The 13,752-nt window shown below is 61.9% G+C and carries 11 protein-coding genes; 4 read left to right on the forward strand and 7 right to left on the reverse strand.

Annotated elements, in window-relative coordinates; translation table 11 throughout:
* Nucleotides 1–160: 160 nt before the first annotated feature.
* On the forward strand, nucleotides 161–838 hold the full coding sequence (locus V3W39_RS33035; protein ID WP_330214138.1) for a sterol desaturase family protein: 678 nt from the start codon (nucleotides 161–163) through the stop codon (nucleotides 836–838).
* 54 nt (nucleotides 839–892) lie between these two features.
* Here V3W39_RS33035 and V3W39_RS33040 read toward each other — a convergent pair whose 3' ends face one another.
* The 6 genes from V3W39_RS33040 to V3W39_RS33065 form a co-directional block, all read right to left on the reverse strand.
* Nucleotides 893–2,362, reverse strand: coding sequence for a PPC domain-containing protein (locus V3W39_RS33040; protein WP_330214139.1), 1,470 nt, complete (start codon nucleotides 2,360–2,362; stop codon nucleotides 893–895).
* Nucleotides 2,363–2,466: 104 nt separating this feature from the next.
* Nucleotides 2,467–2,847 (reverse strand): hypothetical protein, encoded by a 381-nt coding sequence (locus tag V3W39_RS33045; protein WP_294738804.1) that lies wholly within the window; start codon nucleotides 2,845–2,847, stop codon nucleotides 2,467–2,469.
* A 2-nt stretch (nucleotides 2,848–2,849) separates the two neighbouring features.
* Nucleotides 2,850–3,821, reverse strand: a complete 972-nt coding sequence (locus V3W39_RS33050) for a hypothetical protein (RefSeq protein ID WP_330214140.1) — start codon at nucleotides 3,819–3,821, stop codon at nucleotides 2,850–2,852.
* Nucleotides 3,822–3,963: 142 nt separating this feature from the next.
* Complete coding sequence (locus tag V3W39_RS33055; protein WP_330214141.1) at nucleotides 3,964–5,028, reverse strand: lipocalin-like domain-containing protein; 1,065 nt, start codon at nucleotides 5,026–5,028, stop codon at nucleotides 3,964–3,966.
* Entirely contained in the window at nucleotides 5,018–7,492 is a 2,475-nt protein-coding gene (locus tag V3W39_RS33060) for an ABC transporter permease (protein ID WP_330214142.1), read from the reverse strand. Before V3W39_RS33060 ends, V3W39_RS33055 begins: the two co-directional genes overlap by 11 nt.
* 1 nt (nucleotide 7,493) lies before the next feature.
* The gene (locus tag V3W39_RS33065; protein WP_330214143.1) at nucleotides 7,494–8,162 is read right to left on the reverse strand and encodes an ABC transporter ATP-binding protein; all 669 of its coding nucleotides are present in this window, start codon (nucleotides 8,160–8,162) and stop codon (nucleotides 7,494–7,496) included.
* Between the two features lie 346 nt (nucleotides 8,163–8,508).
* Between V3W39_RS33065 and V3W39_RS33070 the strand changes: the two genes are divergently transcribed.
* The 3 genes from V3W39_RS33070 to V3W39_RS33080 all read left to right on the forward strand — a co-directional run bounded on the left by V3W39_RS33070 (nucleotide 8,509) and on the right by V3W39_RS33080 (nucleotide 12,767).
* Nucleotides 8,509–9,192 (forward strand): histidine phosphatase family protein, encoded by a 684-nt coding sequence (locus V3W39_RS33070; RefSeq protein ID WP_330214144.1) that lies wholly within the window; start codon nucleotides 8,509–8,511, stop codon nucleotides 9,190–9,192.
* 342 nt (nucleotides 9,193–9,534) lie between these two features.
* Nucleotides 9,535–11,190 carry a lipid IV(A) 4-amino-4-deoxy-L-arabinosyltransferase gene (gene arnT / locus V3W39_RS33075; protein WP_177116284.1) on the forward strand — a complete coding sequence of 552 codons (1,656 nt, stop codon included), beginning with the start codon at nucleotides 9,535–9,537 and terminating at the stop codon, nucleotides 11,188–11,190.
* Between the two features lie 59 nt (nucleotides 11,191–11,249).
* Complete coding sequence (locus tag V3W39_RS33080) at nucleotides 11,250–12,767, forward strand: ArnT family glycosyltransferase (RefSeq protein ID WP_330214145.1); 1,518 nt, start codon at nucleotides 11,250–11,252, stop codon at nucleotides 12,765–12,767.
* Here the strand turns inward: V3W39_RS33080 and V3W39_RS33085 are convergent.
* On the reverse strand, nucleotides 12,748–13,602 hold the full coding sequence (locus tag V3W39_RS33085; protein WP_330214146.1) for an alpha/beta fold hydrolase: 855 nt from the start codon (nucleotides 13,600–13,602) through the stop codon (nucleotides 12,748–12,750). The two genes, V3W39_RS33080 and V3W39_RS33085, sit on opposite strands and share 20 nt — an antisense overlap.
* Nucleotides 13,603–13,752 lie beyond the last annotated feature (150 nt).

Below are 13,752 nucleotides of genomic sequence, written 5' to 3' on the forward strand. Positions count from 1 at the left end.
TTTGCCGCTTTTGCAAAGTGACTCGCTGTAAGAGCGAAACCATAGGCAGCCGTTACTTAAATAACGGATATGTACCCAGAGCCCCCCCCAGCGAAGCCAGGCAAAACCCCCAATCCCAACTAAGCTCACCCCCCAACAAAAACAACACCGAGCGCCCCCAATGACCCACCCTACCGAGGCCTTCCGCGCCGCCTACCGCGCCAGCATCACCCCCCACTACAACCCCTGGCTCCACGCCGGCTTCGTGTTCAGCTACGGCCTGCTCTGCATCACCCTGTTCTGGTCCACCACCCAACACATCCAACCCCTGGAATGGCTGACCATCCCCCTCACCCTGGTCTTCTTCAACCTGTGCATCTACCTCGTCCACCGCCACCTGGGCCACCACAAACACCCCGTCGCCCGCCTGTTCTACGCCCGCCACACCGGCGACCACCACAGCTTCTTCACCCCCGGCCACATGACCTACGACAGCCCCCGAGACTGGCGCGTCATCCTGTTCCCCGCCTGGCTCATCCTGATCCACAGCCTGGCCATCACCCTGCCCGCCTGGTGGCTGCTCAAACACCTCAACCCCAACGTCGCCGGCCTGTTCGCCGGCTGCATGATCCTCGGCTACCTGGTCTATGAATTCTTCCACGCCTGCGAACACCTGCACCCCGACCACCCCGTGGCCCGCCTGCCATGGATCCGCCAGATGCACCACCTGCACGCCCTGCATCACCGTCGCGAACTGATGCAGGGGCGCAACTTCAATATCGTCCTGCCGCTGATGGACTACCTGTTCGGCACCCTGCATTGGGAACCGCAAACGCCCGAATCAAAAAAAGCCCAATAAAAAACGCCCCACCTAAGTGGGGCGTCTACCAGTCGCAAAAGTGTTTATGCGCCCTTATCGGCCAATGATGTCCTGGCTGCAGATATGCCCCAGGCTCACGTAGGGAACGTTATCGCCACCGACGCCGACATTCGGCAACTCCTTGAGGTCGATGCGCCAGCCGCCGACGTTGTACCAGGTGTCCCAGAGGTACTTCACACCGGTGCTGCTGTCGTAGTACTGGGCACGGTAGTCACCGACACAACCGCCCAACTCCGCGCTCCCGGATGTTTTGCCGGCACTATCGGTGACGGCCGAGAATACCGTCCAGTTGAAGTCCGGACCCGGAACAAAACGCTTGTCGACCTTGAGCTGTGAAGTGACCCCCACCAACGGTGCTCCCGTGCTGTCTTTCCATTCGGTTCTCCAGGTCATGAGACGACCGGCCTGGGTCGCCAGGGGGGCGACGCCCACCGGGATTCGGGTCACCGTTCCGCCCCTCGCATCGGAGTCCGTCAGGCGCGGACTTGAACCGAACGTCAGCGTGTACTCGGACTTGGCATCCCACGCCTCGGCGGGGTTGGCCCGCACGCGCGCCTTGTAGACAAAGCCCGGTGCCCGGCTGGGAAAGGTCGCTGTCGAGCCACCCGGAATGTTGACCCAGGCACTGCCGTTGAAGTACTCGAAGATCCACTGATTACGCACGCCCTTGTCGTCATCACCGAGGAACAGGCTGACACCCTGCCCGCGTACAGCGGCGAAATCGAAGTAGTCAACGTCATCCGGGCTGTCGAGGTTGCCCGTCAGATAATTCAAGCGGTCCGGCAAGGCGAACGCCGTTTCCGCGGTGTCATTGGGCTCGTAGGCGTCAATCGCGGTGTTGACGATCGCGCCGAAGTCGAAGGCCGAACCGTCAGCCACCTTGGCCTCCAGGAACCAGTAGTAGTCCCCGGCTTCAAGCATGCCGCTGATGACTTCGTCGCTGTTGCCCGGGTTATCAGACGTGATCAGTGCCGTCAGGTTGTTCTGCCCGTCGTCCTGGAACAGTGTCAGGGCCATTTCGGTCCCCGGCTGTTGGCCGGCAAGATAAATCTGCACCTTGGCCTTGGCGGGCACATTGAAGTGGAAGCACTGGGATTGGCCACTCAGCAATCCGTCATAGCTGTAACCGACATTGATATCGAGGCTGTCGCACAGCGGCACAAACGCGGCCTGGGCAGCAGGCGCCTTGGCCGATTTTACCAGCCGTGACACCGCTGCAATCTGCACGCTTTCAGAGGGCTTCGCGACGCTGGCAACCTGCCTGGACACACCGCCGGGCTTGGCTGTTTGTGCGACCTTGAGTTTATCCAGCACCTGCGCCGAAGACGCTGTGGCCTGCACCTTGCCCCCGGATTTCAGGGCGCTCTTGACCGCTGCACTCAAGCTTTTTTCGCTCAGGTGCACGCTGCTCTGCGAAGGGTATTGCTCGGCCAGGGCAAAGGCCGAAACGAAGCTGGCAGCCATCATGGCCGCGCCCAATACAAAGGCTTTTTTAGATTTCATTTTTTATCCATCCATAGTTAAAAAATTGAAGCTCAGGTGACCGGTGACATCCGGTCACCTGGGATGGAATGTAGGATAATTACTGTATGCATGTACAGTCATTTCTAAAAAAAAGTAAGAATTTTCCATTTCTTCCAGATAACCCAAGTACAGGAACACAAAAGCCAAAGCACTCCGTAGTAAAACGGCCAAGTCACCCATCGCCTGAGAGCCTGGGGTACCGACGCCAGCTCTTGCTCAGTCACGTCTCCACGCCTCATATGGAGTTTTGGCAACGTAAAAAAACCGATAATAACGCTCAACCGCATGGTTTTATCGATGGGTTGATTCCTTCCCCAGAATCGCTTATTGCGCTGGACCAATTCGTTTTCGCTGAAGTAGCTTTCCAGCTCATCCAGTTTTTTGTACTCGACGAACCAGGTCAGAACCAGGCCAACAAAAGGGGTACTGAGTGCCAGGAGCAAGATGAGTAATTTCAGAGACATCCTTACGGCCTTACCGATTCATACACCAGATCACCCACTTCTTCCCCGAAGGCTCCCAGCTCAGTTCCACCGACATAACCGCCAGTTGCACCGCCCAAAATTCCGCACATAAGCTCGCCTTTTCCCCGGGTAACGACGCCAAAAAACAACTTGCAAGCGTAACGTCCAACCTCTGCACCCACCTTCCCGCCCCACGCGGCTCCTGCTACCCCTCCCACCAACTTCCCACCCTGCACATACTTCGCCCGCCTACACATCGCCTCCCTCCCCTCCATACACGCCTCCTTGATCTCCAACCCCGCCACCCCCACATCCAGCGCCAGCCCCACATACGTCCCCTTGCCCAAAAACCTCGACGTCTCGGCAATGCTGCGAACCCGCTGCGTATAGCCCACGATTTCATTCTTGTGCAGGTAACTCTTGGTGGAAATACCCAGCACTTTCTTCAGCGATTTATTGGTTTTCAGGCTCGTGCCAAATCGCGCAGCGCCTTGCAATTGAATATCCAGACGTCGGAACAACATCTGGCGCTGCTGGATAAACGTCTCCTTGTTCACAGCACCGCTCTTCAGTCGCTGATGCAACCGTTCAACCTCCTCCAACGTGTGCTGGACCTCGTCCAGGTGTCGCCCCCACGCCGACGTCGCGCTGCCGACACCCAAGGAGCTGTAACCCAGAAAGCTCTGCAGCAAGTCATAGTTATTGACCACCGCCGTCCCCGCCGAAGCATCCAGCTCCAGGTTGCGTCGAATCTCCTGGGCATGGCGCATCAACCAGGCATCATCGGCGGTACACGCCACACCGTAGTCGTCGGGAACGATCACCATCTGCCCCGGCGTCACCAGGCGGGCCTGACGCAAGTGCAGGTTCAGTGCGTCGAACTGATCGGAGAGTTGCCGGCTGGACCCGGTCAGCAACCGGGATTTCAAACTGAGGTAGTCCGTGGTGCGGTCATTGATGTATCCCTGCGCCATCACTTACATCCCTGATGTAATGAATATGGCGCAGGAATATAAGCAGCCGAACGCGGCCCGGACACAAGGCTGGGACGGCTGAAATTACATTTGGGAAATCACCTACCTGGCAGGTAATTAATGCCTACAAAAAACCTCGACCTCAGTACCCGGTCATCTCCAGGTACCCCACCCCACCCGGGAACTTCACCGGCCCTTCCCAGTAAGGAATGCTCAGGTTCATCCAGGCTTTGGGATTAAGCGCCTGGGTAGTGATGTCCAGCTGCTTGCCCGGGATTTTCAACGACCACTGGGTAGGAATGCTGCGCCCATCAATCGTGGTGGTGCCCAGCGGTGTCAGCTGGATGTCCTGGTTGTGCAAGGTCTGGGTTTGGCCTTGCTGGTCGATCCAGGTGCCCGTCAGGTATGACGGCCCGTCCTTCTGCCGCACCCGAAACAGCATCAACTGCTCGCCGCTGTCCAGGTGCAGGGAGAACCAGTCCCAGCCGGTCTGGCTGGCGGTCAGGGGCTGGCTGCTCCATTCGCGGTCGAGCCAGGCGGTGCCTGTGACCTGGTAGGTTTTGCCATCGATGGTCACGCGGCCATCCGCCTGAAAAAATGGCTGGCTGTAGTAGTACGACGCCTGGCCCTGGTCGGATTTGCGGCTGTAGCCGTTATCACCCTGGAGCACCAGCGGGCGGCTGGAGGTCAGGTGCAGGTCGTAGTTGAAATGCTCACCGGCTGCCGTCAGTTGCATGTCCGCCAGGGGGCTGGCGGCACCGGGGCGGGTGGCGAAATTCCAGTCATCGATCCACGCATTGAACGGCACCGCCTGCGCTCCCGCCTGCCCCACGCCGCCGCGAGCGTAGCGTTCGGTGGCGTAGTGGCGGGAGGCCGAAGTGACGGCGGCGTGGCCGAGCCAGAGGGTCGAGTCGTGCCAGCCCGGCTGCGTCGGCCCGGCCTTGAGGGCGTTGCGAAACAGTGTCCATTGCACGCCGTAGGCATTGCCCTCGGCGTCCTTGAGGTTGGCGGTGAGGTACCACCATTCGATGCGATAGCCATCATGGGGGCCGTGGTCTTCGGGAAAGCTGAAGACCTTGCCGGGCACCACCTGGGCGAAATCCGCGGCCTGGCTTCCGAGCCCGGCGAAGCTCTCTTCAGGCGCGGGCGGTTTATCGCAGGCGCCCAGCAGCAGGCACGTCGCCCACAGCAGGTACTTAATCTTCATTGGCAAAGGTCCTCAGCAAATCCGCCGGGCGACTGCGATACAGCTGCCACAACGGCCAGGCCGACGCCAACAAGGTGGCCAACATCGCCAGGCCCAGCAGTTGCGCCAGTTGCCACGGGAATACCTGCAACGGCAGGCGCCAGCCAAAGGCCTGGACGTTGATCACCACGTCCAGGCACCAGGCCAGCAGCAAGCCCAGCGGCAACGCCAGCACCAGGGTCAGCACCGCCAGCAGCCAGGTCTGGCCGAGGTTGAGCAGCATCAGTTGGCGTCGCGTCACCCCCAGTGCCCAAAGCGGCGCCAACTGCCCCAGCCGGCTTTGGCTCTGGGTCAGCAGGCTGATGAACAACGCCACGCCGGCCACGCCCAGGGTCAGGCTGTTGAGGGCCGCGGTGGCGGCGAACGTCCGTTCGAAGACCTGGCTCGACCAGCCCTTGAGCTGCTGCTGGTCGACGATGCGGCTGTCTTCCAGGGCAAACTGCCTCTGCACTTCCCGAACAAGCAGCGGCACGTTGCCCGGCAATACCCGCAAGTTGAAACGCGCCGGCGACAATCCCGGCCAGTGCTGCAACAGGTGCCGTGAATTCACCAGCAGATGGCCCTTGGGGTTGCCGTAGTCGGCGTAGATACCCACCACCTTCGGCGACCAGGGGCCTTGGGGCGTTGGAATGCTGATCACATCCCCCAGCCGCACCTTGAGCCGGCGCGCCATTTGCTCGCTGAGCATCAGGGTGTCGTCTTGCAGCAACTGGTCCCAGGGAGCCGCCGCTGCTTCCAGCAACGGCCAATGCTGGCGATAGGTGGCGTCGTCGACCACGCCGAACAGGTCCGCCGGCCAACCTTGCAGCTGCACCGCGACCTGCCAGGTCGGCAGCACCGTCTGCACCAGCGGTTGCTGCACCAGCCAGGTGTGCAACTGCTCGGCCTGGGCCGGGGTTTGCGGGTTGAGGTACAGCTCGGCGGTCAGGCGTTGTTCCAGCCAATTGTTGAAGGTCTGGCGGAAGCCCGAGGTCATCGAGCCCGCGCCGATATTGGCGGCCAACGCCAGCAACAAGGCCATCAACGCCAGGCTCAGGGCCGGCAATTGCTGGCGGCAATCGGCGAGAAACCATTGGCCCAGCACCGAGCGGCTGCGCCCCAATACCGTCTTGAGTACGCCATTGAGCACCACCGGCAAACCCAGTGCAGCGCCGAGCAACAACGCGGCCATCAAGACAAAACCGCTGGCCAGGCTATCGCCGAACGCCAGCGCCAGCAGCGCGATCGATAAAGCCGCGCCCGCCACCCAACCCTGGCGTCGCAGCCAGCGCCCATGGGCTTGGTGCCAGGCCTGGGCATTGGCCAGCGCCAGCAACGGCAAGCGCGCCGCCCGCCATAAACTGCTGGCCCCGGCGAGCAAGGCGCCGAGCAAACCCAGGCCCAGGCCGCTGAGCCACCACCACGGGCTGAGGCTCAGTTGGCCGGGCACTTCGGCGCCGTACAGGCCGCGCAAGCTGGCGGCCACGTCCGGCAGCAACAGGCTGGCCAACAGATACCCGCTGGCCACGCCCACCAGGCCACCGAGCACGGCCATGCCACCGAGTTCGACTGCCAGGCTGAGGATCAGCATCCGCGCACTCACCCCGCATGCACGCAAGGTTCGCAGCAGGCCGCGCCGTTGCTCCAGGGCCAGGCCGATGGCGGCGTGCACGATAAACAGCCCCACCACAAAAGACAGAAAGCCCAGTGCATCGAGATTCAGGTGGAAGCTTTCCGTGAGGCGCGCGAGGTTGTTTTCCTCAGCCTGCTTGAGCTGCAGTTGCGCGCCCAGTTCCGGCGGCAAGGCGGGATGCGCGGCGGCAAAGGCCTTGTCCAGCAACAACCGCGACAGGCGCTGGGGCATGTCCAGCAGCGGTTGGGCGAAGCCGATGTCGGTCAGCAACAGGCCGGGGGCCATGTCCGCTTGAACATGCAGTGGCGGCAGCGCCAGCCCGCTGGCCGTCAGCGGCTGGTCGCCCTCTTTCAGGCCCAGCGCCTGCGCCGTCTGCGGCGCGATCCAGGTGCGTCCCGGCGGGTTGAAGAACGCGATCATCTGCGCCCGGTCCAGGGTCTGCCCGGCCAGCGCGCCACCGCCGGGCAACGACACCGGGTCGATGCCCATCACTTGCAGGCGCTGGTCTTCATGCCCCTTGAGCAGCACGCGGCCCTGCACCACCGGCGACACCGGCCACCCGGCGCGGCGTAACTCGGCAAACAGCGCCTGGGGGAAACTGGCACCGTCCGGCGCGCTGAGGCTGGCCTGGGGTTCGCCGCCGATCAGTTGGCTGGCGCGGGCATAGCTGTCCCGCGCCTGGCTGTTGAGGGCTTGCACACCGGTCAACAGCGCGGTGGCCAGCCACAGGCCGGTGAGCACGCTGAAGAACTGCACCGGGTGGCGACGCCAATGGCTCAGCAGCGCGCGCAGTGTCCAATGGAAGACGCGCACTTCAGCGGGCGTCCGCCGCAAGCACCTGGCCACGGTGCAACACCACCTGCTGGTCCAGTCGCGCCGCGATACGCGGGCTGTGGGTGACCATCAACAGGCTGGTGGGGCTATCGCGCAGCAGGTCCAGCAGCAATTGCAGCACGTCGTCGCTGGTGGCTTCGTCGAGGTTGCCAGTGGGTTCGTCCGCCAGCAGCAGGCCCGGGCGCGATGCCAGGGCTCGGCCCACCGCGACCCGTTGCTGCTGGCCGCCGGACAGCTGTTCGGGGTAGCGCTTGAGCAAGTCGCCCAGGCCAAGGCGTTCCACCAATTGCGCCTGCCATGCCGGATCGAGGCGTCCGGCCAGGCGTGCCTGAAATGCCAGGTTGTCTTCCACCCGCAGGCTGCCGATCAGGTTGAACTGCTGGAACACCAGGCCGATCTCGGTACGGCGCCAGTGGGCCAGTTGCGCTTCGCTCATCTGGTCCAGGCGCTTATTGCCCACCAGGATGCTGCCACGGTCGGCCTGGTCGAGCCCGGCCACCAGGTGCAGCAGCGTGCTTTTGCCACTGCCGGACTCGCCCATCAGCGCGAGGCTGCAACGCGCACCCAAGTCAAGGTCGACACCCGCCAGCACGGCCAGCGGCCCTTGCGGCGTGCCGTAGCTCTTGAATACCCCTCGTACCTGCAGCATCACGCTTCCCCACCGGTTTATGGACTGAATCCGAGAATAACGGTTGTCACATTTTTATGTCACAACCATGGCAAAAGGAGCGCCCTATGACCCGCTGCAAATTTTTCACATTGATTTCACTCGGCCGCCACCTGCCGAACTTTAAATTGCCGCCCATGCACAGATAACAGGCTGGTTATTTTCAAACACTTGTTAATGCAAATGAACAATTTTTTATATTGGTATGTTCAGCAAAAAGACAGCGCGCCTGTGACACGCTTTTGCACATTCCTGCATAAGCGCTCGTCACTTGGCGCCTTGCCTAACTTGCCACTGCCAGTTACCGGATTACGCCTGGAAGTTACCTATGGTGAATAGTGTGGTTGACCTGAGTCTGAGCAAGTCGCGCTCGCGCTGGGCCTTTTTAAAGCAGTTGAACAAGCTATGGCTTGGCGTGGCCGGTATCGTGATGGTCAGCCTGGCGGTGACGGCGTTTATCTGGTGGCCACGCTCGCCCCTGGACCTGGGCGTGGGCCATCGCCTGCTCACCTCCGGCGCCCTGGAAGCCTGGCGCAACGGCGACCTGGTGGTGCTGGTACGTCATGAAGAACGTTGCGACCGCTCCTCCCATCCCTGCCTCGGCCCGGCAGACGGCCTGACCGTTATCGGCTCGGTGGCCGCTACCGCCACCGGCAAGGCCTTCCAGACCCTGGGCATGGAAAACACCGACGTACTGAGCAGCCCCACCACCCGCACCGCGCAGACCTCGCTGTTCATGTTCGGTAAATCCGAATTGTCACCCGGCCCACTGGCCATCTGCGGCCCCGCCATCGGCGAGGAACTGCGCCCCCACAAACTCCCGGACCGCAACTTGCTGCTCGTCACCCACAGCGCCTGCATCAGCGACTTCGAAGAAGCGCTGGGCTTCGAACACGCCGCCCATGCCGACTATGGCAGTGCCCTGTTCGTAAAGGTTCTGCCCAATGGAAAGTTCAAGGCACTGGGTATTATGAACCCCAAGGACTGGGCGGCCGTGCTAAAGCAACTTTGAACACTTATTTACATTTGAACATTCAAACTTGTTCAGCAAAAAGACAGCCAAGGGATGAGATATTTTGCAGTTTTAATTCAAACTTGCCTGGACGCCATTCATAGCTTGCTAATCATTTAGATACTCACCGTATGATCATGACTTTCGATGACTCATTGGACGCTCCACGTTTAACGAGCTTGACTAGGGCGCCTGGATATTCAACTCCGCGCCCACCAACAGACTGTTTAAGGAATAACGTTCTGTGCCGTACTTCTACCCGAACACGCTCCACCCCTCGCGCATGGCTGATCCAGCGCTCGCGCTGATACACCGTCAATACTGCTTGAGAGTGCAATAGCCATGACCCGCCTTAAACCATTGCCCGTATTGCTACTGGCATTCGTGATGTTCTATTTGTTGCCGTTGGGCCTGCACGGCCTGTGGATTCCCGACGAAACCCGCTACGCCCAGATCAGCCAGGAAATGATCATGAGCGGCAACTGGGTGGCACCGCACTTCATGGGCGTGCGCTATTTTGAAAAACCCGCCGCCGGCTACTGGCTGATTGCGCTGGGCCAGGCGGTGTTTGGTCAAAACCTGTTCGGCGTACGCATTGCCTCCGTGCTGACCACTGGCCTGAGCGTCATGCTGGCCTACCTGATCGCCCGGCGGTTGTGGAACGACCCGCGCAAGAGTTTTGCCTGCGCCCTGCTCTATATGAGCTTCGGCCTGGTGGCCGGGCAAGCCGGTTATTCCAACCTGGATCCGCAATTCACCTTTTGGGTCAACCTGAGCCTGGCGGCGCTGTGGTTTGCCCTCGACAGCTCCACAGCTCGCGCTCGCCTCGCCAGTTGGACGCTGCTGGGAGTGGCCTGCGGCATGGGCTTCATGACCAAGGGTTTCCTGGCGTGGTTGCTGCCAGTACTGATCGCCCTGCCCTACATGCTCTGGCAGCGTCGCCTGGGTGAACTGCTGCGCTACGGCCCGCTGGCAATTCTGGTGGCGGCCGTGGTGTGCCTGCCCTGGGCGCTGACCATCCACCTGCAGGAACCGGATTACTGGCGCTTCTTCTTCTGGCATGAGCACATCCGCCGGTTTGCCTCCGACAACGCCCAGCATGCTCGGCCCTGGTGGTTTTACCTGCCGATGATGGTGGTGTCGTGCCTGCCGTGGGCGGCGCTGCTGCCGACCACCCTGTGCAAGACCTGGAACGAAAAGCGCCAACCCGCCATCGCCTTTCTCGCCCTGTGGATGCTGCTGCCCCTGGGCTTTTTCAGCCTGAGCAACGGCAAGTTGCCGACTTACATCATGCCGTGCCTGCTGCCGCTGGCGCTGCTGATGGGCCATGCATTGATCGACCTGCTGGCGAATGCCCGCACCCGCACGCTGCGCTTCAATGGCCTGCTCAACCTGGGCATCGGCCTGGCAGCGATGGTCACGCTGATCTACCTGCAAATCGCCAGGCCGCTGTACGGCAACAGCCACAGCGAGATGTTCAACCTGTCCCTGACGTTCATCGTGCTGATGGGCTGGATGCTCGCCAACCTGCTGCAAGCGTTTCGCCCACTGACGCTGTGGGCGATGCCGGCCCTGGGCATCGGCCTGCTGGTGGCACTGTTGCCTGCGGGCATGCCGGCGATGATCGAAGATAACGAGATGCCCGACCAGTTTGTGCTCCAGCACCTGGACGAGCTGCAACAGACCCACGCGCTGTTGAGCAACGAGCTGGGCTCTGCCTCAGCCCTGTCATGGCGCCTGCGCCGGCCCGAGGTGGCGTTCTACGACACCGAAGGCGAGTTGCGCTACGGCCTGCAATACGCCGACTCGATGCACCGCAAGGTCGGCCTGGACAGTGTTCAGGCCTGGCTCAAACAGGCGCGCCAGCAAGGTTCGGTGGGCGTGCTGATGCGGGTCAGGAGCACCAGTGAAATGCGCGAAGCCGGGCAGTTGCCGCTGGGGGGCAAGCGTTATTACAAAGGTGACCTGGAGATCATCATCTACCCGCAATTGCCGTAACACGACAGCACTAGTGTGGGGTGACCCATTCAACACTCATCCCACATTGGAATTGCTTGATGAATTTCTGGAAAACCGAACGCGGCGCCCTGCTGCTGCTCCTGGGTGTGTCCGCCGTGATCCTGTTGCTGGGCCTGGGCGCCCGCGACCTGTGGGGCCCGGAAACCCGCTGGGCGAACATCACCCTGCACATGCTGCAGAGCGGCGACTACTTCGACCCCTACCTCAAGGGCACCCCGTACTACGACAAACCCCTGCCGTCGTACTGGCTGATCACCGGTTTTGCCAACCTGATGGGCGGCCTGGGGCCGTGGTCGTTGCGCCTGTCGTCAGTCATCTCGGCGTGGCTGAGCATCTGGCTGGTCTACCTGATCGGCGAGCGCCTGTTCCGCAAGGGCACCGGCCTGATTGCCGGCTGGATGCTCGCGACCACCTTCTACTTCATCTTCTGGGCCCGGGTGGCCACGGCAGATGTGCTGACCGTGTGCGGCGTGCTGGCGGCGGTCTGGTGGTACTGGCGCGGGCCGGACGATACGCGGCTGGGGCGCTACACGGTGTTCTTCCTGTTGCTGGCGGCGACGTCGCTGTTCAAGGGCTTGATCGGCTTCGTGCTGCCGGGGCTGGTGCTGTTGCCGCACCTGCTCAGTGAACAACGCTACAAGCGTCACCTCAACCTGCGCCTGGTGCTGGCGGTGATCATCGCCGGGGCGTTCTACGGGATTCCGTTTGTGCTGTCCCATCTCTACGGCGCACCCACCTACGGTGAAAGCGGCCTGGAACTGGTGTTCCGGGAAAACGTGGTGCGCTTCTTCGACCCGTTCGACCATATGGGGCCGATCTACACCTACCTGATCTACCTGCCGGCCTACACCTTGCCCTGGGCCCCGTGCTGGATCCTCGGCCTGTGGTTCGCCGTGCGGCACTGGCGCGACACCCCGCCCAACACGCGCTGGCTGGTGTGGGGCCTGGGCCTGCTGTTTGTGTTCTTCACCGCCAGTGGCAGCCGGCGCAGCTACTACGTGCTGCCGCTGGTGCCGTTCGCGCAGTTGCTGGCGGCGTGGTGGGTCAGTGAGCGCATTGCCCGCAAAGGCACGGTCGGCCGGGGTTGGTTCCGTGGGTTCGGCATTGCCGCCGGGGTGATGCTGCTGGTGCTCGGGGTGGTATATCCGTGGACCAATGGCAACGGCGGCGTGACCCGTTTTGCCGAGGACGTGCAGGCCCAGGCGGTGCAAAGCGCGCCGTGGAATGAGTGGCAGATGGTGATGGTGGAAGTCGATAACAAGGTGCCGATGTACCTGCAAAACGGTGGGGCGCCGTTCTACTACGTGGCTGAAACCCAGGACTTCCCGCGCCAGGGTGACAGTGCGGCGTTCATGGCGTGGCTGGACAGAACCAGCGGCCGGCACTTCGACCCGCAACGCACGATCATTGTGGCGCAGTACACCAAGGATGAGCCGGCGCCGCTGGCGTATCTGGGCAGCGATCATCAGGTGATCAGTACCCGGCCGGACAATGGCGAGCGGCTGTTCCACAAGCGTGACGGTGGCAGCGTGGCGTTTATTCCGACAGCGCCGTGACCGTTGGTTTGGCGGTTAGTCGGTGAAAAGCGGCCAGCACGTCTTCGGGTTTTTCGAGCATCAGTTGGTGGCCGCATTCGGGCAGCAACTGGAACGTGGCATTGGGTAGATGCCGGGCCAATGCTTCGCCGCCGCTGGCGGGTGTCAGGCCGTCACTGTCACCGGCCTGTACGCTCACGGGCAAGGTCAGGGTGAGCAGTGCGTTGGAGTCTGGCCATTGGGCGTTTTTCATCAGGGCCTTGAACATGTGGAGCGGGTTGTGTTCGGTGAGTTTTTCTTCGTAGGCGACCAGGGCGGGGTCGGCCTTGGCGTTCCATGCGGCCTGGCGGAAACCTTTGGCCAGCAGTGGGCGCAGCCATTCCAGGATCCAGGCGGGCAGGCGCATCAGGCCGCCGCTTTTGCCGGGGCGGTTCAGTTGGGTGCCCAGCAGTAATGCGGCTTCGATGGGGATCGCGGGTTTGGCCAGCAAGGTACTCAGGGTCAGGCCGGTGCCGAACGAGTGGGCGACGATCAGGTTGCGGGGGCCGCCGTAGCGGTTGAGGATTTGCAGGTAGTCGGCGACCAGTTCCGGCCAGGCGTAGGCATCCGCGTTGTGGGGTTTCGCGCTTTCGCCGTGGCCTAGCAGGTCCCAGGCGACCAGGCTGTAGCCTTCGGTTTTCAGGGCTTGCCATTGGTGGCGCCATTGGTCCTTGTTGCCGCCGGCGCCGTGGCAGAAGAACACCACCGTGTCGGGTTGGGTGGTGCCCACGTGGTGGGTGAGGCTCAGGTGGCGGTTGGGGCGGATTTCCAAGCGTTGGCCACGGATCAGTGGCAGGTCATCGAACTGGGTTGTCATGGGGGGTTAGATTCCTTGGTGACTGGGATTGGGGGCATATCCGTTTCTTCGGTTATGGCCGCTATGGGTTCCGCTCTTACAGCGGCTCACTTTTGAAAAGCGCAAAAGTAAGCAAAACGCTCTTGCCCCACCACTCGGCACCTCGCTAAG

The organism is Pseudomonas sp. Z18(2022) (assembly GCF_036346535.1).
Classification (GTDB): Bacteria; Pseudomonadota; Gammaproteobacteria; order Pseudomonadales; family Pseudomonadaceae; genus Aquipseudomonas; species Aquipseudomonas yamanorum_A.